Source organism: Duganella sp. AC917 (genome assembly GCF_979258245.1).
This window is the reverse complement of the sequence record NZ_OZ409848.1, coordinates 1,583,605-1,609,112: the sequence shown is the minus strand read 5'-3', so window position 1 is coordinate 1,609,112 and position 25,508 is coordinate 1,583,605. Positions and strand designations below refer to the sequence as shown.

Sequence of the window (25,508 nt, the reverse complement as noted above, 5' to 3'; positions counted from 1 at the left end):
CAAACCCGCAGCGTCTCGCCGCTGATGCCGAACGCGGCGGGGGTGGCCAGGAAGGTGATCAGTTCCGCCACATCGCGTGGTTGGCCGCTCTGCTTGACGGAGTCAGGCGTCGGCCAATCTCGCGCACGAACATCGGCATGGCAGCGGTCATCGGCGTATCGATAAAGCCAGGCGCGACAGCGTTGATGCAAATGCCGCGCGGCGCCAGCAATGGCGCCTGCGCTGCGACATAGCCGATCAACGCGGCCTTGGACGCCGCGTAGTTGGTCTGTCCGAAATTGCCCGCCACGCCGCTGACGGACGACAGGCAGACAATGCGGCCGTCGTCGCGTAGCACGCCGCCCTCCAGGAATCGCTGGTCGATCGCCATCACGGCGGCCAGGTTCACCTGCATCACCAGATCCCACGAATGTTGCTGCATATTGGCCAGTGTGCGGTCGCGCGTGATGCCGGCGTTGTGGACCACGATGTCGACACCGCCGAAACGTTCGAGCAGAAAGGCGGCGAGGCGCTCTGCAGTCTCCGGCGCCGCGATATCGGCGACAAAGGGAGCAGCGGCAAAACGCTCGCAAGCCTTGTGCAACTCGTCGGCCGCGGACTGCACGTCAAGCGCGACCACGGTGGCGCCCTCCTGCGCCAGCCGCTCCACCACGGCCAGGCCGATGCCACGGGCCGCACCGGTCACCAACGCGACTTTGCCGGACAACACCTGCGTCGACGGCATGGCGGTTGGTGCGGCCACGCCCGCCGTCAAATGGAAGGCCTGGCCGGTCACATAGGTTGTTCGTTCGCCGCAGAAGAAGCGCAGCGGGCCGTCGAGCCGGTCGAGCGCATTGCGGCCCACATAGCCGAGATTGACGGTGATGCCTTTGGCGCCGGTCTCCTTTGCCAGCGACCGCGCGAAGCCTTCGATGCCACGCGCGACGGCAGCGGCGACAGGCGTCGTCGCCGCGCCGGGATCGGCCGCCAGTATCAGCACGCGGCCATTGCGAACCAGCTGCCGCACGACCGGATGGAAGCCGTCGTACAACGCCCGGTAGTCCTGTGGCGTCTCGCAGCCCGTCGCGTCCATCGCCACGATGTCGAGCGCTCCAGCACCAACAGCGGTCGCGTCCAGCGCAGCCGCACCGGCGCGGGCAAAGGCCGCAGCCATGGCCTCGGCTGCGTAGCCGCCTGGGGTGCGGCATAACAAAATGCGCTTGCGTTCGAACGGCAGGACCGCGTACGGCCCCGCCTCCCGCGCCAGCGGCACCGGGTTGGGCAGGCCGATGGCCCTGACGATCGCGCCTGTGAGCGGATTGGCGTTCAGGCGCATTAACAAATCAGGCATGATCGGCAATCAGGCCTGTCTGCGCCGACGCGCCACCGCGCCAAGCAGGCCCAAACCGGCAAACAGCATCGCATACGTCTCAGGCTCGGGAACGGCGCTGACGGCGGTCAGCCGCCAGCGGGACAAGGTCCCTTCCGCAGTGACGGAATAAATCTCGCTGCTCTTGAAGCCGCGTGTCGATTCCAGCCAGCTGAAATCGGCTCCGGGCCCGCTACGCTGGGTAAAGTAGTTGACATCGTAGCTGCCCGGAAAAAGGCCATCCGAGAACGAGAAATTATTCTGCAGGCCGGTAAAAGAAACCACCGGATCATTATGCCAACGCGTCCCGTCGAAGCGGGCCGCGAGCAGCGAACCGCTGCCGGCGAAATCGACACCATTGATCTTGACAAAAATGTTCGACAGACCGGTGACCAGGTTGCCGTTCGCCGTGCCATCGAGCCTGCCGGTGACTTGCGTGCTGTCGGCGAAGGTGTAAGAAAAGTCGAACGTGGCCGCGTGGGCGGAGGCGGTTACAAGCATGGCGGCCAGCACGGCCAGCCCTAGTGGTTTTTTCATCGCGTAGCCTCGTCGGAAGGGTTAAATTTTAAATACTTTCATATAATATATGATTACTTAAAAGAAAACCCCTCCCTGTTGCCAAACATGCGCCCACTCGGTGGTTTTACTTTGGCAATTTGTAGCGCTGCTCGCGATACAAGATCGACGGCAGCACCACGTGCGACATGGCCTTGTCCACCAGTTGCGGATCGGCCGGTGTGGAACTGGTGGTCAGCGTCTTGGTGGCGGCGTCGTACTGGCCGCGCAACGGCTCCTGGCCCGGACGCAGGATCGTCGCGGACGAACCCTCAAGCCACGCGAAATAGTTATCGAACTGGATCAACGCCCTGCCCGGGGTGTCGCTGTCACGCGCCAAGTCGCGGCCAATCATCGGGTGCTCGCTCGATATGCCCATCAGCGAGAGCATCGTCGGCGCCAGATCGATCTGGCTGGCGATGGTCTTGATGACCTTGGGCTGGATGTCCGCACCCATGATCAAGCCCGGGATATGGAATTTATTGATCGGCACCAGGCTATCGCCATAGACCCGGTTGTCGTGGTCGGCGACGATCAGGAACACGGTGTCCTTCCAGTAGGCTTCCTTCTTGGCTTGCGCGATGAAGCGGCCCAACGCGTAGTCGGCGTACTTGACGGCGTTGTTGACGGTCTGCTTCTCGGTGTCGTGCAACTGGATGCGGCCGTCGGGGAACTGGAACGGCTCGTGGTTGGACGAGGTGAAGATCAAACTGAAGAACGGCTTGTTGGCCGCGTGCAGCGTCTTCAGGCGCTCCAGCGATTTGTCGAACAAGTCCTCGTCGGAAGCGCCCCAGCTGCCTTCGAACACCGGCTTCATGTCGCGCCGGTCGACCACCTTCTGGAAGCCGTTACCGGTGAAGAAACCACGCATATTGTCGAAGTGGGCTTCGCCGCCGTAGACGAATTCGGTGTGGTAGCCCTGCTTGCCCAGGCCCAGCGCCAGGGTGTAGAAGTTCTGCTGCGCCAGCGACAGCTTGACCACGCTGCGCGCCGGGGTCGGGCCGTAGCCGGCAACCACCGCCTCGATGCCGCGCACCGAGCGCGTGCCGGTTGCGTACAGCTGCTCGAACCACCAGCCTTCCTTCTTCAATTTTTCCAGCTCGGGCGTGACCGGCACGCCGCCGAGCGATTCGACAAACGTCGCGCCCAGGCTTTCCTCGAGCACGATGACCAGGTTGAGCGGGCGCTCGCGCTGGGCGGTCGCGACCTGCTTGTGCAAGGTCGGGAACTCGGTGGACGTGAACTGCGCGTCCTTGAGCCACGGCGCGCTCTTGACAACCTGGAAGACCTTCTCGCGCGGGTACTTGCCGTAGATTTCGGAGGAATTGGCTTCCTTGCTCATCGAGCTCAGTGCGTCGAACACCGACCACGCAGAATTGATGATGAGCGAATTGACCATCGAATCGCCGGTCAGCGCGAACAGCGCCGGGTTGGCCGGACGGTGCGCGGTGGTCGAACGGATCTGCACGAATACCAGCACCACCAGCAGCGGCCACACCAGCAGCAGTTTCAGCGGACGCCAAACGGTCATGTTGGCCGAGGCGGCCTTGAGCAGCCGGTAAAGTCCCACGCCCAACAAAATGGTGCAGACGACGCCCAGCACCAGGGCGATGCGGAAGCCGTTCCACAGCGTGGCGATGACTTCCTGCGGATACGACAGGTATTCGATGAACAGGCGGTTCGGCCGCACGTCGAACTGCATGATGAACTGCGGCGTGGACACTTCCATGAACACGATGAAGATCAGCGCGAACGTGGCCCAGCCGACCGAAAACAGACGCCACAGGCGCTGCGTGCGCCGGTGCGCCAGCAATGGCGACAGCACCAAGGGGATGGCCAGGAAATAGCCGAGCAGGATCAGGTCGGCCCGCACACCCTGCACGAAGATCCGCAGCGGGATGCCGGTCGGCGCCACCCTGCTCCACTGCCAGGCGACCAGTCCGGCGCGCGACAGCGAGAGGATGAGCAGCCCGAGCAGAAGCAATTGCAGCAGGCTGGAGAAAGGACCGGCCCAGGCGGTCAACCTTTCAAGCTTCGCCGCGCAGCGGTTCAGCAGGCTATTCGAACGTGGTGTCATGTCAGTTCCTGTGCGGCGGTTCAGTCGGCGCTGACGCCGGCGGCGATCGGATGCGACGCCATATACTGGGGAGCGCCCGCACCGGCGCTCATCAGCCACGCCGTGAACAGCAGGAACACCACCACCATCGCGAACAAGGTCGATACGCGGCGGCTGTCTGCAGGCTGCTCAAACACCGGGCGCTTGCCGTAGCCGACGCCGATGAAGTAGGCGGCGAACACCGTTGTCATGTAATGGACTGCGCCGAACATCTCGCCCAGTTCGCCCTTGCGCGGGTGATCGATCACCAGGTGCGACACGGCCACCAGGGCGATGTAGATCACCGACGCCGACAATGGCGGCAGGTACAGGCCGAAGCGCTCGACGAACTCGCGCACGCCAGGACGCTTGCGGGCCAGCAGCGGCAGGATGATGTTGTGGGTCAGGCCGACGATGGCGATCACCTTCAGCAGCACGGCCTTGTGCAGGCTGGCGTTGCCGACCGCGAGGTTGTGCAGATTGGTCTCGGACTGACGGTTATGGGTCAGGAAGTATTCGGGCGTGACGATGTGCAGGATGCGCTGGAACCAGCTGATTTCCTCCAGCGCGGCAAGCGCCACCAGCGCCGTCAGGCCGACAAAGGCCAGCAGTTGCAGGTTCACCTTCGGCGTACGCTGCCATTGCTCGACCGCGAGGAAGCCGAGCATGCCGGCGGTGACGGTAAAGCTCAGGAACTGCATCCATTCGACGATGCCGTCCTCCACCAGCAAGCGCCAGATCGCGGTCTGGTCTCCCTTCCACAGGATCGCCAGCAGCATCACGAAGATGTTGATGAGGACCCCGACCGCGATCACCGGGTGGACGTACCACTTGTTCTTTGCCATGCATTACTCCATTGCTGATTAAATTTGTTCGTTGCCTGCCGCGTGCGCGAGCACCGGTTCCGAGATGGGCGATGCTTCAGGTTCGGCCAGCGGCGCGACCAGATCGGCGCGTCGCGCCGCACGCTGACGGACCATGGCCACCACCGTCGACCCCAGCGCCCACGACCACAGCAGCGGGTCGAGCAACGCATCCCACAGGTTGCCGGAAGGCAGGCGCAGCACCGAGAACAGCAACACGGCCACCAGCAACGCCGCGGCGCCGGCCACGGCGCGACCACGCAGAATGGCGACCGCGCAGGCGATGGCGACCGCGCAAGCGATCAACGGTGCGATGATAGCGCCGAAGCCGCCCGCGTAAATCCCCAGCGCCAGCACGCCAAAGGCGTCAAGATACAGCACCAGGCCGGCCAAGACCAGCGGCAGCGCCAGCGCCGGCGCCATGACCAGCCGGACCGGTCGGCCCTGCCAGCGCGCGAACAGCGACACCAGGCTGTAACCGACCAGCAGCGCGCTCGGATACTGGAACACCAGCGTCAGCCAGTAGGCCGGCGACGCCGCGTCGGGTAACGCCATCAACACCAGCATGACCAGGACCACGCCGGGCACGAAGGCGGCATTGGCCATCGAGCGGCGCGGACGCAGCACCGCGACGGCGGACGGCGGCTTGGGCGACAGTTTGGATAGCCAGGTCGACAGCAGCGCCGGTTTCAGCACCGGCAGTATCGCCAGCAGCATCGCGGCGGCCACCAGCGCCCAGGCCAGGCGGCCATAGATGATCTGCAGCGCGAGATCAGGCAAGCTCATGAGACGTCCTTCCCTGGATGAATCTTCAGGCGGTGGTGCGCGATCGCCCGCCGCTGATAGGTGTAAGTAATATGCAGTTCATCGCCGACTTGATACATCGCCGGATATGAGAACTCGTCGCCGGGCTTGCCGCTGACGATATCGGTCAGCGGGCGCCACGCCAGCGCGTCGGTCGAGATCGACAGCGACAACGTGCTGCGCGCCATGTTGTCGGCGGCCGCCTCGTTGCGCAGCATCAGGAAGCTGCCGTTGCTCAGGCGCAGCACGGCCAGCGCGGTGCCATGGTTGGACAGCGGCGTTGCGTCCAGGTCTTGCCAGCTGTTGCCACCGTCGCGGCTCGACGCCTGCTGCACGCGCCGCCCCTCGCCGGCGTCGCGCATCCACGCGCGCACTTCGTTGGCCGACACCGGCACCAGGGTCGGCTGCAGCGACTGGGTGCGCGAGCCGATGCGCGTCAGCCGCTGCGGCGCGCCGCTGGCGTCGAACGCCATCAGCATCGGATATTTGTTGCCGATTTCAAAATAGGCCGGCAGCCACCAGCCGCCATCGGCCAGTCCGATGGGCGCCGAGCGCACCAGCACGCTGGTGTTGAAGACCGGCGACATCGGCAGCACGCGGCGCACGGTGAAGTTGGCGCCCTGGTCGCGCGATTCCATCTGCACGACGCGCGAAGCGGCCCAGCCGCCGAGGCCGGTCGTCACCACGTACAGGTGGACGGTGCCGTCGCCGGCGGTCCACGCGACCGGGTTGCCGATGCGGCGCACGCCGTGGCCGAGCACCGCGCCAAGCGATTCCCGGCTGGCCACAACCCAGTTGTCGCTCCAGCGGCCGTTCGACCAGCGCGAGGCGTAGACTTTCACGTCCGGGCCGCTCTCGCGGCTGCCGGCCCACCAGAACGAAATCAGATCGCCGCCGGGCAGGCTGGCCAGTGCGCTGGCGTGCGCGGACGGCACGCCCTTGGGCATAGGAATGATGGCGCGGGACAGTTCGGTCAGGCTGGGATCGATCGGCCCGGCAATGTGGTGGGCGGCGGCAGGGGTGCCGCCGGATTGCGCGGCGCGCGACCAGCGCCAGGCTTCGGCCGCCACCGAGGTGGTCACGGCCAGGATACATGCCAGAACGATCAGTCTGGCTGCCCGCTGTAAAGGTGGGCGCGAAGCTCCCATTCCGTCTCCAAGAGATCGGGACATGAAGGAAGCACGTGCAATGATCCTCTTGCCCTAAATTAACAACCCTCCGCGCCGCCTTGCGGCGAGCGGCAATCACTACCATCTTTCGTCGACGATTGCTTTGACGAATCCGGTATCGTACATGAAAACACGAAAGAAATGTTAGGGCGTGGCACTTCTTGCCGGCGCTGCTGCAAGGTTGGCAAGCCACGGCGGAGTTGCGGTCCCGGCGTCATTTTATAAAGCGCTCACCGTTGATTTGATGGACGGCTCAAACATAGATATTTTGCTAACTGTCAGTACTGAATGCCATGTTGCCTTAATGCACTTTCGGCGCCTTCAATCGAATCGCCCTTGTCAAACAGTACTTTCTAGGGTGTAATCTTGTTTGGATTATATCTAGCCCGGCGTTGGAGGTGCCAGCGCGGCGTATGTGGAGTAGAAGTTTCATGTCAGAACAGGTTTCGTCCCAAAACAGCTCTTCCGCTCTCGCCGCATTGCTCTCCGGATTTACGCAAGGCACACGGATCCTTAAACTGACCACGCCGCTCGGCCCCGACGTGTTGCTGGCCGAGTGCGTGCGCGGCGAGGAAGGCATCGGCACCGGCTTCAGCTTCAAGATCGCCGCGCTGTCGACCGACGCCGCAATACCGCTCAAGTCACTCATCGGCCAGCCGGTGCTGCTCGAATTGATGACCGCCGCCGGCCGGGACCAGCTGCGCCCGTTCCATGGCCATATCACCGCCATCGAGATGGCCGGCGCCAACGGCGGCTTCGCCCGCTACAACCTCACGGTCGAGCCATGGACAGCGTTCCTGGCGCGCGGACGCGACAGCCGCATCTTCCAGGACATGACGGTATTCGACATCCTCGACACCATTTTTGCCGCCTACCAAGGCCAGGGCAAGCTCGCTCCGGCCTGGCGCTTCGACATCCTCGACCGCGCCGTCTACCCCAAGCGTAGCATCAGCACCCAGTACCAGGAAAGCGACCTCGCCTTCGCGCAGCGACTGATGCACGAGGAAGGCCTGTTCCATTATTTCGAGCACAGCGGCGACGCCGCCAGTCCCGGACTGGGCGGCCACACCATGATCATCGCCGACCACAACGGCAGCTTCAAGCCCAACGCACAAGCCAGCATCGCCTTCAGCCAGCCCGGCGCGACCATTGCGCAGGACACGCTGGACCGCTGGCGCACTGAACTGCGCCAGCAAACCAACGCCATCGAACTGAGCAGCTGGGACTACCGCTCGCTCGACACGCGTCCGGTTGGCGCCGCCAGCGCGGACGGCGGCGACAGCGCCCCGCTGGTCAGCCGCGATGCACCCGGCGCCTATGCCTATCAGTCGCGCGAACAAGGCCAGCGCATCGCAGACAACCAGTTGCAGGCGTTTGAGGCCAGCAAGGAAGTCCACGTCGGCGCCGGCACCGTGCGCACGCTCGCGCCGGGCACCACGTTCGCCCTCACCGGCCAGGCTCAGTTCGACATGGCGGGCACCGACGACGAACGCAGCTTCCTGGTGGTGCGCACCGTCCACCTGATGCACAACAACCTGAGCGCGGAGCTGACCTCCAGCCGGATGCAGCGGCTCGGCCAAGGTCTGCTCGCTGCGCTGATCGGCGAAGAGGAAAAGACCAGTCTGCACGCGGTCGGCAAGGCCATCGGTGAGCGCCCGTTGTACCGCAACCGAATCGACGCCATCCGCAGCAGCATCCCCTACCGTTCCAGCGGAATCGACGCCCACGGGCAACTGCTGCATCCGCGCCCGACCATCCACGGCCAGCAGACGGCGATCGTGGTCGGCCCGCCCGGCGCGCCCATTCACACCGACCGCGACCATCGTGTCAAAGTGCAATTCCACTGGCAGCGCGGCGCGCAGAGCCACAGCCGACTTCAGCATCCAATGCCCGATGGCCACACCGGGGCGCCCGGTGACGACCAGGCCGGCACCTGGGTGCGCGTGGCCACGCCGATGGCGCCGGTGGCCGGCGCCAACTGGGGCAGCAGTGCCCTACCCCGCATCGGGCAGGAAGTGCTGATCGATTTCCTGGAGGGGAACATCGACCGCCCGGTGGTGCTGGGAACCGTCTATAACGGTCGCGGCCAGGCCGACGCCCAACATAATCAGGTGGCCGGCGGCGCCGGCGTGGCGACCGGCAACGCGCCCGCCTGGTTCCCCGGCGAGGCCGGCGGCCACGCGCATCCGGCGGCACTGTCGGGCATCAAGACGCAAGCGATCCAGTCCAGCCAGGGCGGCAGCGGCGCGTACAACCAGCTGGTGTTCGACGACAGCCCGGGCCAATCGCGCCTGGGTCTGCAGCGCCACGCCACCGCGCACCAGGGCACGGCAGAACTGAACCTCGGCCACCTGCTGCATCAAAGCGACAACCAACGGCTGAAAGCGGCCGGCTTCGGCGCCGAACTTAAGACCGAACACAGCATCGCCGTGCGGGCTGGCAAAGGTGTTCTGCTATCGACCGACGCGCGCGGAAGCGCCACCGGCAGCCAGATGGATTCGAAGGAAGCCATCACGCAGCTGGAAGAGAGTTTTCAGCTGCAAACCGATTTGGTCGAGATGGCGCAAAAACATAACGCTAAGCTCAAGGACGAAGCGGCCCCGGCGGAACTGCCTTCGATCAAACAGGTGAAGCATGTAGGTGAAGTGCTGAGTGGAACGGATGGCGGATCGTCCTCCGACTCCAGCGGCCAATCCGAATCGCTGAAGGCGGCAGCATACACCGAGGCCCATGCGCAACTTTCGAGCCCGACCGGAATCGTGGCGGCGACGCCGGCCAATGCGGTGCTCGCCTCCGGCAAAACCGGCAATCTGAGTGCCGGCCATGACATCAATTTCGCTGCGCAAGGCAACACCTACTATGCTGTGAAAGCCGGCATTGGCCTATTCACTTATGGCAAGGCAACCAATGCTGAAAAGCCGAATAAGGAAATCGGTATCCGCCTCCACGCGGCGAGCGGAAAGGTCAGTAGTCAAAGCCAGTCGGATGAGACGAGACTTACTGCGGATAAGTCGGTAACCGTGGTGAGCACGACGAAATCCGTACTCGCTACCGCTAAAGAACATCTCAAGTTGGTCTCACAAGGCGCCTCGCTGAAATTAACAGGGGGAAACATCGAGCTGCACGGACCTGGCAGAATTGAGTTCAAAGCGGCAATGAAAGAACTTGCTGGCCCGTCAAGCAGCAGTGCCGTGTCCAAGTTCGACATCGGCGACATTAAAGGTTGCGAACCCTCTGCACAGCAAGCAAGTGCCACTCAGGCCGGGGCTCAAAATTTATGATGCTCGATGACGCGCAAGATCGGGCTGTCCTCTTAGAGTCCATTCAATCCGGCGCTTGGGAGGACTACCTGCAGACACTGCATCGGTATTTTTTTGAGCAACACCAGAGCCGATGTCTTATCTGGATCAACCCCGCACAGGGTGATCCCTTTTCTGATTTGGCATTGGAAGAAAAGCGAAAAATTGTGGTGCCGATCGAGCATGCAAGATTTGACCGGAAATTTGGTCCCTACTTGATCGACCTTCGACTGGACAAATTTCGTGATGCTGAATATTCAAGCTGAGTGTGGAAATGGCCTGGGAAGCATGGAGTGCGCCGAGCCTGGCGTCGCGTGCTGGCCAACCAATTTGCGGCTGGATAGGCATTGACGGAGATCCCAAAGCGCTCGGTGAGCATTGGGCGAGGCGATGTCATCTCCATTTCGTCGCCAACAGGCAGAAATTTCTTCGGTTTCACGACCCAGGTGTCCGTGAATTGCTGTGGACATTCTTGACTACTGCCCAGAAAGCTATTTTGGCGGCGAACACGTCCGCGATATTCTCCATCGGGCGTCAGCAGACTCTGCTCAAACAGACGGTAACAGAGATGCCGCCAAGCTTGGCCGCCCCGCCCCGATCACTGGTGCTCGATTCCCGCCAGTGGAGTTACGTGGCCGACTTGGCAAATATTCACGCTGCCTCGGTACTGCTGCACACAGAGGTGGGAACATCCTTCGATGACCTGCAAGTAGGTGCGTCGATGTTCAGAGCACTGGAGCATGCCACGCAGTACGGCATATTGGATGATTCAAATCGACAACTATTCATCCGTCATGTGCTAGAGGCAGGCAGCGAATTCCATCAAAACGACAGGCTGCAAAAAGTTTGGTCCCTAACGCAATCCGGAGAATTCTACGGCGTGGCGCTTGAGGACGCACTAGCGTGCGAGCCGGACCAATTTAAAAACTATTTATCGCAACATTTCGCTTAAAAACATGGCCTGCTCCAATCCGCAAAATCCAGATTGCCAAAACTGCAACAAGTCCGGTCTAGCCATATTACCGGTAAGGTATGCGGTGGTTCCCGCAGCCGTTGAGGCCACCGTGCCTTCTCCTATGGGAAACAAAGTCTCGGACGTATCGCTCCAGCACCATAAATATGCCCTGCGTACCCTAAGGCAAGGATACCTGTACTTATTTTACGAGAAGCATCCAAAGGGGAAGCAGATCAAGTGGGAGGTCTACAGTTCCACGGACAACGGAACACTCTGGAAGCAAATCTCGATTTCTTCCATACATGCGCTCTCTATTGAACCTGCTTGCTCACGCACGGGTCACAATATTCCTGAGTCCGTGATAACCATCGAGAACCCGGAAAAGTGCGGCAAAGTTTGGATGGCGTTTTCGGAACACATTTGGAGCGCGGAGACCTTTAAGCAATTTGAGTCTGACAGCGCGCTGCGGGATCGCAGGATGTTCGTTTGCTGGCCGGATTGACCCTCTCAGATTGACCCTCCCTCCAGGTCCTCGCGAACGCCGCGACCCTGTCGTAAGATCCCTCGAACCCCAATTCCTTTAGGTCCTCATGGATCTGTTTGAGCGTGCGCCGCTGCTTGCGCGACTTGGCCGCCTCGGTCTTGAGGAGCGCTGAAAGCTGGAATGCGTATTTGTCGATAGCGCGGGTGGAGCGCCGCTCAGCGTAGGCTGGCTCTATGGTTTCCGAGCGCAGGTAGCGCCGGACGGTGTTTCTGGAGATGCCCAACCGCCTGGCTATCTCTCTCAATGGGATCTGCTCGCGAATGTGCCAGCGTCGAATAATGCCTAGTAATGCCACGTCGATCACTCCAATTCCCCGCTCAATGTCATGAGCAGGATTGTGTCCTAAACGTGGGTCAGATTCGTTTGCAAATTATGCGGCAAAGTGGGTCATATTTCGCTGCAAATCAACACAGCAAGCGCTGAAAGTTCTCGCTCGTATATTGAGAACCTTGGTCCGAGTGATGCAGCACTGCATGGGGCCTGCCGCGACGGAAGACTGCCATCATAAGTGCGTCCATCACTAACTGGGCCGTCATCGTTGGCTGCATTGACCAGCCGACGACACGTCGAGAATACAGGTCCAGTACGATAGCCACGAACAGCCATCCTTCACTAGTCCAAACGTAAGTAAAGTCAGCCGCCCATTTTTGGTTAGGACCCGTTGCCTCAAATTGGCGGTCAAGCAGATTCGGTGCAATGGCATGGACAGGTTCAACGAGCTGGCCAGGGACACGTCGCCGCTTATGGCGTGCGTTGATGCCTGCTTTCTTCATCAGTCGCGCCACGCGGTTTTCACTGCATGCTAAACCGGCGTCAAGCACGTCAAGCACAACGCGAGGCGAACCATAGGTGTCGTCGCTGGCAGCATGGCTATCTTTGATAGCCTGGAGTAGCTTGGCATTGTGGCGTTCGCGCTGGCTTGGCGGCCGCTCGAACCAATCGTAGAAGCCGCTGGAAGATACTCCCAGTACCTTGCACATTGTCCGCGTAGGCCAGACGTTTCTATACTTGGCGATAAAGCCGTACTTCACTTGAGGTCGGCTGCGAAGTAGCCGAGCGCCTTTTTTAATATGTCGCGCTCCGTCTTAACCTTCGCCAGCTCACGCCGCATGCGTTCATACTCTTGGGGCGAAATCTTATCGCCGTTACCGCTGCTATTGGGCGCATGGCCGCCAGCATCCCTACACCAACGACCTAGTAGATTGGGCCCTACGCCAAGGTCGCGCGCGATGGCTGCCTTGGTCGCACCAGGTTGGTTGACCAGCTTCACGGCCTCTCGCTTAAACTCTTCTGTAAATAAACGTCGTTCACGTGCCATGTAATACCTCCGATAGTGTCATCATACCTATCGAAAGTGTCCGTGCTCATGGGGGAATGCCACAGTTACGGCATCATCAGCCATGATTTCTACCGCCTTTCGCAACCTCACTCAAACCTTTTGCACTGGGCCTAGGACGTCCCACGCTAGTCGAGAGCTCGACTGTTTCGTCGGGGTAAATATGAATTCCCAGATATTTAGCACCGGGCAGGATGTCAACCAACTCAAGATTATTCTTGTTGACAAGAGTATCTCCATTGCGCGGTAAGCCTTCAGGCCCACCAAGCCTCCAAGTGACCTTCTTCGGGCCCAAAGTTAAGGGAACCCCTCCCGTCACCCCCTTTCCGGTATTAGGGTACGCACCAGAAATCTCATCGCCTTGGCCATCAATGTTAACCTCGAAAATAGGCCGATCCCAATAGCTGAAAACGATAATATTCAGAACAACTTTCATAGACTTCGCCTCGCAAGCATTTATAAAAAACAGAGAACCTAGCGCTGTTATGAAGACGCGACGGCTAAGGCGCTTATTCTCAGACGATACTTGACTCATGGTAGCAACTCCATTGCTTCGGAAAATCTAATCTCTCCGTTTTTCACACGCGCCAGCACACCCGAGATTACGCTATCCTCGCTCCAGCGCTTACCGTAAATCAACGTCATGCTCACATAGTTCACAAGGTCCTTCATAGTTTCTAGCCCGATCTCCCTTGCACCAGTTAAAGCGCGCCTCACGTAGCCATAGCGCGCCTCGGGTCGTATGTCGCGCAATAAATGTGGCTGGTTTAAGTCTAGATAGTACAAAACATGGTCAAGTGTGCTGGCATCCACCAATTCATCGACTTGATGTTGCTGCAACTTCAGAGGTTTACTCATGCCTACCGTCGGCGTCTCGAGTGCAATTGCGACGGTATGCATTTCACCGTCACGGTCCCAATACCACCATCCAGACAGGCCGCCGTAAAGAAGAGCGAGCTGCTCACTGTCGAATACGGGTCCTTTCACGTACAGCGTACTATCGTCTTGTTGACCGATTAGTGTGCCGAGTATCGCGGGATCCCAAAATGCAAAGAACATTTCGGTGTCATCCGGCAAGCGAATCTCGGTAAGCTGGTTTAACTGTTCAAATAAGCTACCGAATCCCAATTTGCTGGCCACTACGGTCACGCACGGTTTTCGCACGCCCATTCTGGCGATCCACTCCCATGCGATTCCTCCGCGCGCCGGGCTGGGCAAGCTCACAAGATGCGGCGAATTCTCGGCAAGCGGACTACCCTGTGTGGCGCCCAGCAGGCAACGCACTTCGCCGCCGACTGCCGTCAGCACACCCGGCAAATCCTTTTCCTGCGCACTGTCCGCGATGGCGTACCAGTGCCATTGAGGATGATTTGAAGCCACCGTAACCAGCGCATCGATATGCTGATACTTTTCCATACTACACCCACTTATTTATAAAGGCTGTGCGTTGCTTTGCACGCTTGGCCAGACACTCGATGCACAGCTCCTGTGGCGCGGGCGCGGGCGCCGGCTTGGCAACGCTGTCACCCTCGCCCGCCGAAACGTTCTTCTTTCCGACGCCGAACACCAATAATAGACAACCGGCCGCGCCCAATAGCACGCGCCGGGTAAGCCGTTTGGATGCCTCGATCACGCCTACGACCCTTTGTTAATGAACGCGGTGCGCTGCGCTGCCCGCTTGGCCAGGCATTCGATACACACCGACTGCGGCAGAATGGGCAACTTATAGTTGACCTCCTGGCCGCCGGAGAAACTCTTCTTCGCCGCATGAATCGTGAGCTTGCCCGGGCATTGGATCGTGATGTTGCCGCCCGTGATGGTGATGTTTGCCCCGCCCGCCGTCGACAAACTGATGCTCTTGGCCGCCGCCCAGTCGATGTGCGCGTTGGCGCTGACGATGTTGACGTCGTCGCGCGCCTGCACGTTGAGCACGTCGCCCTGCGCCTGCAGATCGATCGCATCTTTGGCCGCGATCAGTTGCAGTCCCATGTTGTTCTCGCCGGCCTTGACCGCACCGCCCAGCATGCCGATGGCCTGGCCGCTGTGCACGCGCATCTGCCCGCCGGTGGCGAACTGCGTGTCCTGTCCGCTCATCAAGGTGATCGTTTCACCGTTGGCCATCTGCAAATTCTGCCCTGCCAATACCCCCAGTCCCGCCTTGGCGGCGATGGCGATGATGGCGCCGCTCGTGTGCGGCAGCTTGTCGTCGGCCGGCGCGATCGGCTTGTCCGGCACGTCGGCCTGGGCCGCTTCGATGCTGTCCTGGCTCAACATGCCCGAGGCGGCGGTCAGCATCGCCTTCAATGGCGCGGCCTTCTCGTCGAGCTTGCTGGTGTCGGCCTTGGCCGCGCCCAGATGGCTGGCGTACGCCACCGTCTCGTGCGTCTTTGCCGCGCCGCTGAAGGTCTCACCCAGCTTCACGGCCTGCTTGAGCAACGCCATGCCGGCAACGTTGTCGCCCGCCGGTTCGCGCGCGTCGGCCGCGTGCGTGATCTTGTAGCTCGACACCAGCAAGCCGGCGCCGGCCCGCACCGCGCCGTAGCCGTCGGTGCGCAATTCGGCGCCCGTCCCGCGCAGGCTGCCGCGATAGTTGTCGGCCGAATGGATCAGGTGGCCGAGGTTCAGTTCACTGGCCGCGTGGCTGCTCTTGAGCTGGATGCGCCCTTGGTTGTCGGTGTCGTCGAACAGTAGCTGGTTGTAGCCGGCGCCGCCGAATTCCTTGCTGCGAATACCCCATTGCGCGGCGCTGTTGCGGTGGCCGGCGGTGTCGGCGGCGGCGCCGTGCCACAGCGGGCTGTTGCCGCCGGCGATGTTACCCTGCCCCGAGACGCCATGGTCATGCGCCGATTGAAACACTGCGGTATCGCTGTCGCGGTCGCTCTTGCCGCCGGGCGTGGGCGCTTGTCCGCCCTCGCCTTGGCCGTTGTACAGCGCGCCGACGATGATCGGCCGGTCGATGTCGTTTTCCAGGAATTGCACCAGCACTTCCTGGCCGATGCGCGGCAGGAACTGGCTGCCCATGCCGCCGCCGGCCGAGCGTTGCGCGACGCGCACCCAGCAGGTGGCGCTGGCGTCCTGCTGCCAGTGGAAGCGGATGCGCACCCGGCCCAGCTTGTCACAATAGATCTCGTCGGCGCCGTTGCCGCTGCTCCCGCCGTCGACCCCGACCACGATGGCGCTCTGGCTGCCGTGCGCGGTCGGTTTTGGGTGGTGGCGCAAGCCGTTCTCGCCCACCACCGGACGCCATGGCGTGTCGGCGCCGATCGCCTCGAAGTGGTTGGCGTGGCCGCTGGACAAGGTTGGTAGCGCATTGGCGAGACCGGCTCCCGAGGAAATCGATTTAATGAAACCCACAAAAAGTCTCGGCGAGAAGGCAAGCCCCACCTGCCTATGAGGTCTTTTATCTGTAAATTTCGCGGACGGTCATGCAAAGTAATAGTGTCTGCAATGTAAGTGAAGGTTAGATAGTCAAACCAATCAAAATAACTAAAAAATGCCAATCCAGCACGACGCGCTTATCCTAAGCTTAGCAAAATGTCGATCAAAATAGCTCCAGCCACTAAAGAAATAAAGCGCTCGTTTTTCATTTTCACTCTTAGATGCTTATCGTCGCGTAGCAATACGAATAGACTTGGTCGCTAAATCCCATAATCCAATAATTTCCGGCTCTGTAAGCGTCGTCTCATGCACCGCCCCATCAGCACCAGGTTGTGCGGTATCAAGCTCAACATGCAGCTGTGGCTGCAACGGACTCGGCACAGCACGCCTAGTTTCCAAAGCAAAACCATACCGTTTTTTCTTATTATCGTCCTCACCAAGAATGATCCAACTTAACCACTCTTGCGCCTTCATGGATGCTACATTCAACTCTCCCTTTCGAATGACTTTGTTCTTTGCGTCGAACTTCTTGAGCAAGGAGCCCGGGCCGTCCATCCGTTCTAATAAACTTTGGCGTTCATCTGGACTATAGGTGTTAGTCTCAACTGAAATTTTCACATCCGGTAGTTTAACGCTACGGTACGAAAAATCAGCATGTTCCTGATCGAACTTCCCTCGAACTGAAAGTTCGCCTAGACAATAACTTGAACCCAAATTTGCAGAAACGGTTTTTTCGAAATTTCGCAATAGGTCAAGCACGCGACGCTCCGCAGCCACAAACTGATTGTCATATGACGGCGTTGTCAAAACTACGTAATATCCTTCCAATATAAAGTGCAGCTCTGTAGAATATGCATCGTCTATAGTCTGTATAGTAAATAGGTGGGCATTTTTGTCAATAGAGCGTTCATTCTTAAGAACACCGGTGGTGCTACTTGCGGAACTCAAAATCTTCGCACGCCGGGCCAGCACTTGGAGTTCAAATTTTTCTTTCGTTATTTTGCTTTTAACGATCTCAACATTGACTGCGCCATCGCTATCCGTCAATTGAGGCGGTGCAAACAGCGCTGTTAAACCATCGGCTTGAAAAAAATCCGCAGGCAAATCAAACTCTTGACGTCCAAAACAATGTGTGTGAATATCTTTCAAATTTTTTGAAAAAATAACACTCCCCTTATTCTGCTCGCTGCACCCGGCACTACAAAATAGGAACAAAAAGAATAAAAAATATAGAATCATGAAATTTTCGCCAACCCAGCAATTTTGGTAACTGCATAATGTGTTACCTGCGCGACGGGATCTTTGTATGATGGTTCGTGCGAAAATCCCGTAAGCCGGAACTGCTGGCGAATAACGTTAACGCCAGCGTCGCGTGCGCAGCCCCGGAACTTAACGGAACAGTCCCGTCTCCAAAACCATCCTGTCTGGCCCCTGGCGGCGAACTGCATGTCTGGCCGCTCATCAAGGTGATGGTTTGGCGGCGGTTGGCCATCTGCAGGTTCTGCCCCGCCAGCATCGCCTTCAACTGCGCGACATTGCCATCGAGCCTGGTTGCGTCGAATTCTGTCGCGCCCAAGTGGCTGGAATGCACCCCGTTGCAGGGATCTTTTTCCCCCGCCGCTGGAAGTATCGCACGGCTAGATTTGCTTTAGCAACGAAATGCCGCTACGGCCTAACCGGTTGACTCCCGTGCGACGGTAACGTGCGCGATCTTGCAGCCCGACGCCAGCGAGCGGTCCGGCGTACTGCGCCATGCGGTCGGCGCGGTTCGTAACGCCTGTCGCTAAGGCCGATTGACCCTCTGCATGATAAAACCGGCTTCCATACTTATCAAGTACTCAACCGTTTCATCTGGGCTAATATGAAGTCCCCGTGGCTGCGAATTTCAAATGAGACAATCAATTCGAGCCTACTTGTGTTGGCCACGGCTGGTCCACCGATTGCATCCTCAATGTCCTTTTACGGTGCGCTTGATCCAGTTAAGACCGCGGTCATATAGCCTCTCCGCCCCATCCTCAATATCGTCCATCTTTTTCGCACCCGAGGCGGCAGCATCCTTAGCCGCCTTGGTCGTTGCGTCATACGCGCCCTCCACTGCATCGGCTGCGGCCTGGGCTTTGCGTCGCGCGTATGCGGCGGCCTCATGGGCCTCGTGCTGGGCCGCTTCGGCCGCATCATTCGCTGCCTTGGCAGTGGCATCGTAAGCACGCTTGGTGGCAGCGGCAGCCTCGTCCGCCTTTTGAGAAGCGTACTTTGCTGCCTCGGCAGCTTTACGCTGTGCGTACGCGGCTGCCTCTTCCGCCTTGTGCTTTGCATATGCAGCAGCTTCTTCGGCCTTTTGCTTCGCGGCGTCGGCGGCGTCAGTGGCTGCCTTTGTGGTGGTATCGACGGCTTCTCCGACCTCTTTCTTGCCGGCTTCGTAGGTATCACCGACGGTTTTGACCACAGCGTCACGCTTGCCCCCCATCCATGTGCCCCATTCGGTCCAGACGTTCGTAGTCGACTCATCGACACCGCGCGGTTTAAAGTAACTGAACGGCTCAATCAGGTTACCGATGAAGTCAACTTTCGAGTCATGAATATAATGCGCAACGAAATTAACGACTTCATCAGAGGCCGGTTTGTCCCAGGCGCTGAGCTGCCAATCTTGCGGCTTCACGTATTGGGCGTAGCCTCTGACTCCCGCCCCTGCAATACGCAGCCAGCCACCGACCTTGGCGGCGAGCCGGTATTTCTTCACTTCCCACGCCATCCCCTTCGGTCCGATCTTTTTGTAGGGATCGTCATCGCGACGGCGATCACCCGGCGTTTCTATTCCGCGCCTGGCCATCGTTCCGTTCGCGCTATAGAACACCTGCAAGTGACGCTTCATCTGCGTCTCAACGGTACCCGACATTGGCCCGCAGGCCGCTATGTAGCTCTTGTAGGCATCTTCAGTGGTCTCACGGCATTCATACATTTCTTGGAACAATCCGTAACGAGTTTTTTCGATCTCGTTATAGGACAATAGTCGCACGCCACTAATGATCGCTTCACGCATCATATTACGCATAGGGATACGCGCGTAATTGTTGTCGATGCCTTGCTCGATTGGACTATAGCCGCCACCGACGTCAGAGTGAACACCGGGATAGACATCCTCGACCCACTCGCCTGCGAGTTTGCCGTTCTTCCTTATCAAATCAACAGGAAAAGCTACCCGGACCTCATGGGCAGCGACATAGTGAACACAACGTTCTACTAGCGGCGATACAATAAGGTCACGTTCTTGGAAAGGAAGCGTGGCATTCTTCGAAGGAATGCCAAATGAGGCAACAGTGTCAAAAACTCCAAGAAAACTCTGTCTTAAGGGATAACCATGAAATACCAGTCCGTCTTCGGTTTTTTTGCAATTTGAGATAACGCGGTTGGAAAACGCACGGGCAAGGGCTGCTCCACGAGAAAAACCAAAAAACGACATGTCGATCATTTTGATCAGCCGATATTTCCCCAAAACCGCATTGATTTCTTCAAAGCTTTCGCTAGTGCCCTTGGCTGCATATTTTGCGGTCTCAGCACCAAGCGTCTGTGCATTCCGAATCAGCTGTTGGGCCAGCGCATCGCTGACCAGTTGATCGCCCAGCTCCAGCCGCCGCGAACCGCCTGAACCTGCGCCCATCCCACGAAGGCCGTCTTCTGTCCAAATAAATGCTGAATCTATCCAGCTGGCCGCTTTACCATTGAATGGTGTGCCAACGCCGGAAATATAAATGGGCCAAATATGCTTGCTACTGTGAACCAGCATGGCTTGATACAGCCGGCCCACATTGCTCCATTTATTTAGTTCCACTTCACCTTTTTTACTTTGGACCTTGCCGTCAAACTCCCTGTTGTTACCGGTTCCGTCAAAGAAGACCGACAGTCGCACCACTTCGCGGCAGTCCTGAAACGGGCCGCACTTCTCATCTGCGACATCGCGGTTCGAGGCCTTGGCCTCTAACACGGCATCATCCGCCATGATGTTTACCCGTTTTGGCAACCTCACTCAGGCCGCGCGCAGTGAAGTCTGGGCGCCCCACGCTCGTCGTGAGTTCGACCGTGTCGTCTGGATAAATATGGACCCCCAGGTAGCGCGCACCCTGAACGATCTCATTCAGTTCGAGATGATTTTTGTTAGTGACGATTTCCCCAATGCGCGGCGCGCCTTTGGGTCCATCGAGCTTCCAAGTAACTATTTTCTCACCTAAGGTAAACTCGACCCCAGCAATTACACCCTTCCCCGTATTGGGGTAGGAATCGGAGGTCTCTCCAACTTTCCCATCTATCTTAACTGCGAAAATCGGCCGATCCAGATAGCTAAACAGCACGACGTTCAAAATAACTTTCATCGATTTCGCCTCACAAGCGTTAATGAAAAAAAGCGAACCTAGCGCCGCGATGAACACGCGGCGGTTAAACGGCCTGCCATTTAAGGTTGCTGAACTCATGGCAATAGCTCCATCGCTTCAGAGAACCTTATCTGCCGAGCTTTCACACGCGCAAGCACACCAGCGATCACGCTATCCTGATTCCAGCGCGTGCCATAAATCAATGACACGCTGACATAATTCACCAGATCCTTCATGGTTTCCAATCCAATCTCTCTCGCGCCGCTCAGCGCGCGCATTACATGACCATAGCGCGCCTCGGGCGGTATGTCGCGCAACAAATGTGGCTGGTTCAAATCAACATAGTACAAAACATGGTCGGGCATGCTTGCTTCAACTAGTTCATCCACTTGATGTTGCCGCAACTTCAGCGGTTTGCTCAGTCGCACCGTAGGCATCTCGACCTCAATCGAGACGGTATGCATCGCGCTAGCACGGTCCCAATACCACCATCCAGACACGCCTCCGTAGAGCAGAGCACGCTGCTCATCGTCGAGTACGGGTCCCTTAACGAAAAGGGTGCTGTCGTCCTTCTGCCCAATCAAGGTGCCAAGTATCGCAGGATCCCAAAACGCAAAGAACATTTCAGTATCGTCCGGCAAGCGGATTTCGGTGAACTGTTTTAACTGCGCAAATAAAGTATCGAACCCCAACTGGCTCGCCACTACGGTCACACAAGGTTTCCGCACGCCAATCCGAGCAATCCACTCCCACGGGCTTCCGCCACGCGCGGGACTCGGCAAGGCCACTAGGTGCGGGGAATTCTCCGCCAGCGGACTGCCCTGCGTAGCGCCTAGCAGACATTTCACCTCACCGCCGGCTGCCGTCAGCGCACCCGGCAAGTCACTATTCTGCGCGCTGTCAGCGATGGCGTACCAATTCCACTGCGGATGATTTGAAGCCACCTTAACCAGCGCATCGATATGCTGGAACTTTTCCATACTTACACCCACTTATTTATAAAGGCTGTGCGTTGCTTTGCACGCTTGGCCAGACATTCGATGCACAGCTCCTGTGGCGCGGGAGCGGGCGCGGGCTTGGCAACGCTGTCACCCTCGCCCGCCGAAACGTTCTTCTTTCCGACGCCGAACACCAATAATAGACAACCGGCCGCGCCCAATAGCACGCGCCGGGTAAGCCGTTTGGATGCCTCGATCACGCCTACGACCCCTTGTTAATGAACGCGGTGCGCTGCGCTGCCCGCTTGGCCAGGCATTCGATACACACCGACTGCGGCAGAATAGGCAACTTATAGTTGACCTCCTGGCCGCCGGAGAAACTCTTCTTCGCCGCGTGAATCGTGATCTTGCCCGGGCACTGGATCGTGATGTTGCCGCCAGTGATGGTGATATTCGCCCCGCCCGCCGTCGACAAACTAATGCTCTTGGCCGCCGCCCAGTCGATGTGCGCGTTGGCGCTGACGATGTTGACGCCGTCGCGTGCCTGCACGTTGAGCACGTCGCCCTGCGCCTGCAAATCGATCGCATCCTTGGCCGCGATCAGTTGCAGCCCCATGTTGTTCTCGCCAGCCTTGACGGCCCCGCCCAGCATGCCAATGGCCTGGCCGCTTTGCACGCGCATCTGCCCGCCTGTGGCGAACTGGGTGTCCTGCCCGCTCATCAAGGTGATCGTTTCGCCGTTGGCCATTTGCAAATTCTGCCCGGCCAGAACGCCCAGTCCCGCCTTGGCGGCGATGGCGATGATGGCGCCGCTCGTGTGCGGCAGCTTGTCGTCGGCCGGCGCGATCGGCTTGTCCGGCGCGTCGGCCTGGGCCGCTTCGATGCTGTCCTGGCTCAACATGCCCGAGGCGGCGGTCAGCATCGCCTTCAACGGCGCGGCCTTCTCGTCGAGCTTGCTGGTGTCGGCCTTGGCCGCGCCCAGATGGCTGGCGTACGCCACCGTCTCGTGCGTCTTGGCCGCGCCGCTGAAGGTCTCACCCAGCTTGACGGCCTGCTTGAGCAACGCCATGCCGGCAACGTTGTCGCCGGCCGGCTCGCGCGCGTCGGCCGCGTGCGTGATCTTGTAGCTCGAGACCAACAAGCCGGCGCCGGCGCGCACTGCGCCGTAGCCGTCGGTGCGCAACTCGGCGCCCGTGCCGCGCAGGCTGCCGCGATAGTTGTCGGCCGAATGGATCAGGTGGCCGAGGTTCAGTTCACTGGCCGCGTGGCTGCTCTTGAGCTGGATGCGCCCTTGGTTGTCGGTGTCGTCGAACAGTAGCTGGTTGTAGCCGGCGCCGCCGAATTCCTTGCTGCGAATACCCCATTGCGCGGCGCTGTTGCGGTGGCCGGCGGTGTCGGCGGCGGCGCCGTGCCACAGCGGGCTGTTGCCGCCGGCGATGTTACCCTGCCCCGAGACGCCATGGTCATGCGCCGATTGAAACACTGCGGTATCGCTGTCGCGGTCGCTCTTGCCGCCGGGCGTGGGCGCTTGTCCGCCCTCGCCTTGGCCGTTGTACAGCGCGCCGACGATGATCGGCCGGTCGATGTCGTTTTCCAGGAATTGCACCAGCACTTCCTGGCCGATGCGCGGCAGGAACTGGCTGCCCATGCCGCCACCGGCCGAGCGTTGCGCCACGCGCACCCAGCAGGTGGCGCTGGCGTCCTGCTGCCAGTGGTAGCGGATGCGTACCCGGCCCAGCTTGTCACAATAGATCTCGTCGGCGCCGTTGCCGCTGCTGCCGCCGTCGACGCCGACCACGATGGCGCTCTGGCTGCCGTGCGCGGTCGGTTTTGGATGGTGGCGCAAGCCGTTCTCGCCCACCACCGGCCGCCACGGCGTGTCGGCGGCGATCGCCTCGAAGTGGTTCGCGTAGCCGCTGTCTCCGGCCTGCGCGATGACGGCGGCGAAGTTCTCCGGCTGCTCACGCAACGCTTCCTCCAGCAATTCCGGTATCGGGCCGAACAGTTCTTCCAGACCCTGCTTTGCCGGCGTCGGCAGGTTGTTCACACCGACGCTGACAACGCGCAGCACCACATAACCCGGGTCCGCGTCACCAATCGGCGACAACGGCCCCTGCGTTAGCGTAAATCTGGTACCCGGACGTAAGGTGCGCACCGTCGAGCGGCCATCCCACAGATGGCGGCGCGCTTCGTTGGCCTCCATTTGCAGTAACGCATAGCGCTGCGCCTGTCCGCCGTCGGCGAAGAAATACTGGCCGGGCGTGTCGTAGCTTTCCAGGATCGGCGCGTTGGCGCCACCGACCGGCTGATTGGTGGGTACGCTGGCGCTGACGGCGCTCTTGGCCTTGTAGTCGTAGCTGAGAACCGTGCTGAGCGCTGCTCGCAGGCTGCGGTGGGCACGCAGCGACTGGATGGTGTCGGACGATTCGCCCACGCGCGCGCCGTGAAAGCGAATGCCGCCACCGGCTTCGCTGCTGGCGTCCGCGGGCGTTGCACTCTGTTCGACGCTATTGGCGAACAGCACCATCGTGTGGCCGTCGTCGGTTTCCTCGAAGCGCCACGCCAGGCCCTCTTCGGTCAGCAGCCGGGTGATGAAGTCGAAATCGGATTCGCGGTACTGGCAGCAATAGCTGCGCGCGCCGGCTGCCGCCATGAACGGCGCCGTCTCGTCGCTCCAGCGCCACACGGCCAGCGGCGCGTGTTCCTGGAACACCGATTCGACGATTTCTATCATCGTCTTGTCTTGCCATACGCGGCTGTTACGCACCTGGCTCAGGCGCCACAACCATGGCGTTAGACGTAGGCGGTAGCGCGCCAGGCCGCCGAAGCTGCCCAGCATTGCCGCTTCGCTGATCAAGCCGCTGAAGCGCGCTCGGGTGCCGTCCGCCAGGCTGGTTTGCAGCGTGGCCGGTTTGCCCAACAGCGGCGCCAGTTCGATAAACGCGTCGGTCGATAGCGCAATAATGTCGCGAGCACCGATCGCCTGCAGACCCTCGTCGGCGGAGAACGCCTCGACCATCAGCGCCGGGCCGTCGTCGCCGAAGCTGAGTTCGTACAGCCGGGTGACGCTGGTGAACTCCGCCAGCGCGCCGACAATCTGGTCCACCAACGAAAAACTCATCGCGCCACCTTGCAATCGCCGGTTTTGGTACGGCCTTCGCAAATGCGCTCGCGGCATTCGGCAGCCTTGGTCTTACCGAATTTTTTGCACTGGGCCAGTTGTTCTTTGACGCTGAGCTTGGGTTTCTTGCTCGCCTCGGCTTTGTCGGCGGCTTGGGCATGCGCCACCAGTGCCGACAGCAAAGCGATATCGCTTTCCTGCTCAGGCGTTGTGGCCGGTTCGCTTGGCGCCTTCTTGGCTTCCTTGACCGCTGGCTTTGGCTTTGGTTTCGGAACCGGCTTGGCCGCGCTCTTGGCGGGCGTCGCCGCAGCCGACGGCGTCTCCAGCGCTTTGCTGAGCACATCGTGGCTAGGCTTGGCTGCAGGCTGTCCGCCGGCGTTGAGCATTTCGCTCAGGCTTTCCTGCTTGTCGGGCGCCTGCTGGGCGGCGCGGTCCTCATTGATGACAGCCGCCGGCGCGGCGGACGCCAGCACCTCGTCGGCCGACACTTCGGCGGGAGCCGCAGGCACCGCAGCGGGCGCTGACGCAGGCGGCAGATCCTTGCTGGCAGCGGCGACGGACGTCATTACCTCGTTGTTGGCAGTCTCGCGCGTCACAAATACACCAACGGCAGCGATCCCAAGCAAGGCCACGACCATTCCAACCCACATCAGGCGCGACCGACCGCGCTTGGCGACTGGCTTGCCAGCGCTGCTGCCCGACTCGAGCGTGGACAATATGCGGTTGCGGTCCGCCT

Annotated in this window: 19 protein-coding genes and 4 pseudogenes; 4 read left to right on the top strand and 19 right to left on the bottom strand. The window is 60.0% G+C overall.

Features of this window, described 5'->3' with window-relative positions:
* Window positions 1-58 precede the first annotated feature (58 nt).
* The 6 genes and pseudogenes from ACZ0BA_RS07150 to ACZ0BA_RS07125 all read right to left on the bottom strand — a co-directional run bounded on the left by ACZ0BA_RS07150 (window position 59) and on the right by ACZ0BA_RS07125 (window position 6,813).
* The gene (locus ACZ0BA_RS07150; RefSeq protein ID WP_463450628.1) at window positions 59-1,330 is read right to left on the bottom strand and encodes a 3-oxoacyl-ACP reductase; all 1,272 of its coding nucleotides are present in this window, start codon (window positions 1,328-1,330) and stop codon (window positions 59-61) included.
* A gap of 9 nt (window positions 1,331-1,339) precedes the next feature.
* A pseudogene (locus ACZ0BA_RS07145) lies at window positions 1,340-1,435 on the bottom strand (FxDxF family PEP-CTERM protein); the annotation flags it as partial.
* A gap of 556 nt (window positions 1,436-1,991) precedes the next feature.
* Window positions 1,992-3,980 carry an LTA synthase family protein gene (locus ACZ0BA_RS07140; protein ID WP_463450627.1) on the bottom strand — a complete coding sequence of 663 codons (1,989 nt, stop codon included), beginning with the start codon at window positions 3,978-3,980 and terminating at the stop codon, window positions 1,992-1,994.
* Between the two features lie 20 nt (window positions 3,981-4,000).
* Window positions 4,001-4,843, bottom strand: coding sequence for a hypothetical protein (locus ACZ0BA_RS07135; protein ID WP_463450626.1), 843 nt, complete (start codon window positions 4,841-4,843; stop codon window positions 4,001-4,003).
* 18 nt (window positions 4,844-4,861) lie between these two features.
* On the bottom strand, window positions 4,862-5,647 hold the full coding sequence (locus ACZ0BA_RS07130; RefSeq protein ID WP_463450625.1) for a hypothetical protein: 786 nt from the start codon (window positions 5,645-5,647) through the stop codon (window positions 4,862-4,864).
* Window positions 5,644-6,813, bottom strand: coding sequence for a sialidase family protein (locus ACZ0BA_RS07125; RefSeq protein ID WP_463450624.1), 1,170 nt, complete (start codon window positions 6,811-6,813; stop codon window positions 5,644-5,646). The genes ACZ0BA_RS07130 and ACZ0BA_RS07125 overlap by 4 nt, the downstream gene beginning before the upstream one ends.
* 452 nt (window positions 6,814-7,265) lie before the next feature.
* On the opposite strand from ACZ0BA_RS07125, the gene ACZ0BA_RS07120 reads away from it, so the two are divergent.
* From ACZ0BA_RS07120 to ACZ0BA_RS07105, 4 genes are read left to right on the top strand one after another with little or no spacing between them, the layout of a single operon-like run.
* Window positions 7,266-10,115, top strand: a complete 2,850-nt coding sequence (locus ACZ0BA_RS07120; RefSeq protein WP_463450623.1) for a type VI secretion system Vgr family protein — start codon at window positions 7,266-7,268, stop codon at window positions 10,113-10,115.
* Complete coding sequence (locus ACZ0BA_RS07115; RefSeq protein ID WP_463450622.1) at window positions 10,112-10,399, top strand: hypothetical protein; 288 nt, start codon at window positions 10,112-10,114, stop codon at window positions 10,397-10,399. Before ACZ0BA_RS07120 ends, ACZ0BA_RS07115 begins: the two co-directional genes overlap by 4 nt.
* Window positions 10,400-10,407: 8 nt before the next feature.
* Window positions 10,408-11,085 carry a DUF4123 domain-containing protein gene (locus ACZ0BA_RS07110; protein WP_463450621.1) on the top strand — a complete coding sequence of 226 codons (678 nt, stop codon included), beginning with the start codon at window positions 10,408-10,410 and terminating at the stop codon, window positions 11,083-11,085.
* A gap of 4 nt (window positions 11,086-11,089) precedes the next feature.
* A complete protein-coding gene (locus tag ACZ0BA_RS07105; protein ID WP_463450620.1) occupies window positions 11,090-11,590 on the top strand; it encodes a T6SS effector BTH_I2691 family protein in 501 nt (166 codons plus the stop codon).
* A 1-nt stretch (window position 11,591) separates the two neighbouring features.
* Here ACZ0BA_RS07105 and ACZ0BA_RS07100 read toward each other — a convergent pair.
* The 13 genes and pseudogenes from ACZ0BA_RS07100 to ACZ0BA_RS07040 all read right to left on the bottom strand — a co-directional run.
* Window positions 11,592-11,927, bottom strand: a pseudogene (locus ACZ0BA_RS07100) (helix-turn-helix domain-containing protein); the annotation flags it as partial.
* A gap of 115 nt (window positions 11,928-12,042) precedes the next feature.
* Window positions 12,043-12,663, bottom strand: a pseudogene (locus ACZ0BA_RS07095) (IS3 family transposase); the annotation flags it as partial.
* The gene (locus ACZ0BA_RS07090) at window positions 12,660-12,950 is read right to left on the bottom strand and encodes a transposase (protein ID WP_463450619.1); all 291 of its coding nucleotides are present in this window, start codon (window positions 12,948-12,950) and stop codon (window positions 12,660-12,662) included. The pseudogene ACZ0BA_RS07095 and the gene ACZ0BA_RS07090, both read right to left, overlap by 4 nt.
* 76 nt (window positions 12,951-13,026) lie before the next feature.
* Window positions 13,027-13,404 (bottom strand): hypothetical protein, encoded by a 378-nt coding sequence (locus tag ACZ0BA_RS07085; protein ID WP_463450618.1) that lies wholly within the window; start codon window positions 13,402-13,404, stop codon window positions 13,027-13,029.
* A gap of 95 nt (window positions 13,405-13,499) precedes the next feature.
* Window positions 13,500-14,384, bottom strand: coding sequence for a DUF4123 domain-containing protein (locus tag ACZ0BA_RS07080; RefSeq protein ID WP_463450617.1), 885 nt, complete (start codon window positions 14,382-14,384; stop codon window positions 13,500-13,502).
* 219 nt (window positions 14,385-14,603) lie between these two features.
* Window positions 14,604-16,259 (bottom strand): annotated as a pseudogene (locus tag ACZ0BA_RS07075) (type VI secretion system Vgr family protein); the annotation flags it as partial.
* A gap of 312 nt (window positions 16,260-16,571) precedes the next feature.
* On the bottom strand, window positions 16,572-17,585 hold the full coding sequence (locus tag ACZ0BA_RS07070; RefSeq protein ID WP_463450616.1) for a T6SS immunity protein Tli4 family protein: 1,014 nt from the start codon (window positions 17,583-17,585) through the stop codon (window positions 16,572-16,574).
* Window positions 17,586-17,628: 43 nt separating this feature from the next.
* Entirely contained in the window at window positions 17,629-17,922 is a 294-nt protein-coding gene (locus ACZ0BA_RS07065) for a hypothetical protein (RefSeq protein ID WP_463450615.1), read from the bottom strand.
* 372 nt (window positions 17,923-18,294) lie between these two features.
* A complete protein-coding gene (locus ACZ0BA_RS07060; RefSeq protein WP_463450614.1) occupies window positions 18,295-20,343 on the bottom strand; it encodes a T6SS phospholipase effector Tle1-like catalytic domain-containing protein in 2,049 nt (682 codons plus the stop codon).
* Window positions 20,333-20,812, bottom strand: coding sequence for a hypothetical protein (locus ACZ0BA_RS07055; RefSeq protein ID WP_463450613.1), 480 nt, complete (start codon window positions 20,810-20,812; stop codon window positions 20,333-20,335). The genes ACZ0BA_RS07060 and ACZ0BA_RS07055 overlap by 11 nt, the downstream gene beginning before the upstream one ends.
* Window positions 20,809-21,693, bottom strand: coding sequence for a DUF4123 domain-containing protein (locus ACZ0BA_RS07050; RefSeq protein ID WP_463450612.1), 885 nt, complete (start codon window positions 21,691-21,693; stop codon window positions 20,809-20,811). Before ACZ0BA_RS07050 ends, ACZ0BA_RS07055 begins: the two co-directional genes overlap by 4 nt.
* 220 nt (window positions 21,694-21,913) lie before the next feature.
* Window positions 21,914-24,772, bottom strand: a complete 2,859-nt coding sequence (locus tag ACZ0BA_RS07045; RefSeq protein WP_463450611.1) for a type VI secretion system Vgr family protein — start codon at window positions 24,770-24,772, stop codon at window positions 21,914-21,916.
* Window positions 24,769-25,368 carry a hypothetical protein gene (locus tag ACZ0BA_RS07040; protein WP_463450610.1) on the bottom strand — a complete coding sequence of 200 codons (600 nt, stop codon included), beginning with the start codon at window positions 25,366-25,368 and terminating at the stop codon, window positions 24,769-24,771. Before ACZ0BA_RS07040 ends, ACZ0BA_RS07045 begins: the two co-directional genes overlap by 4 nt.
* Between the last annotated feature and the right edge of the window lie 140 nt (window positions 25,369-25,508).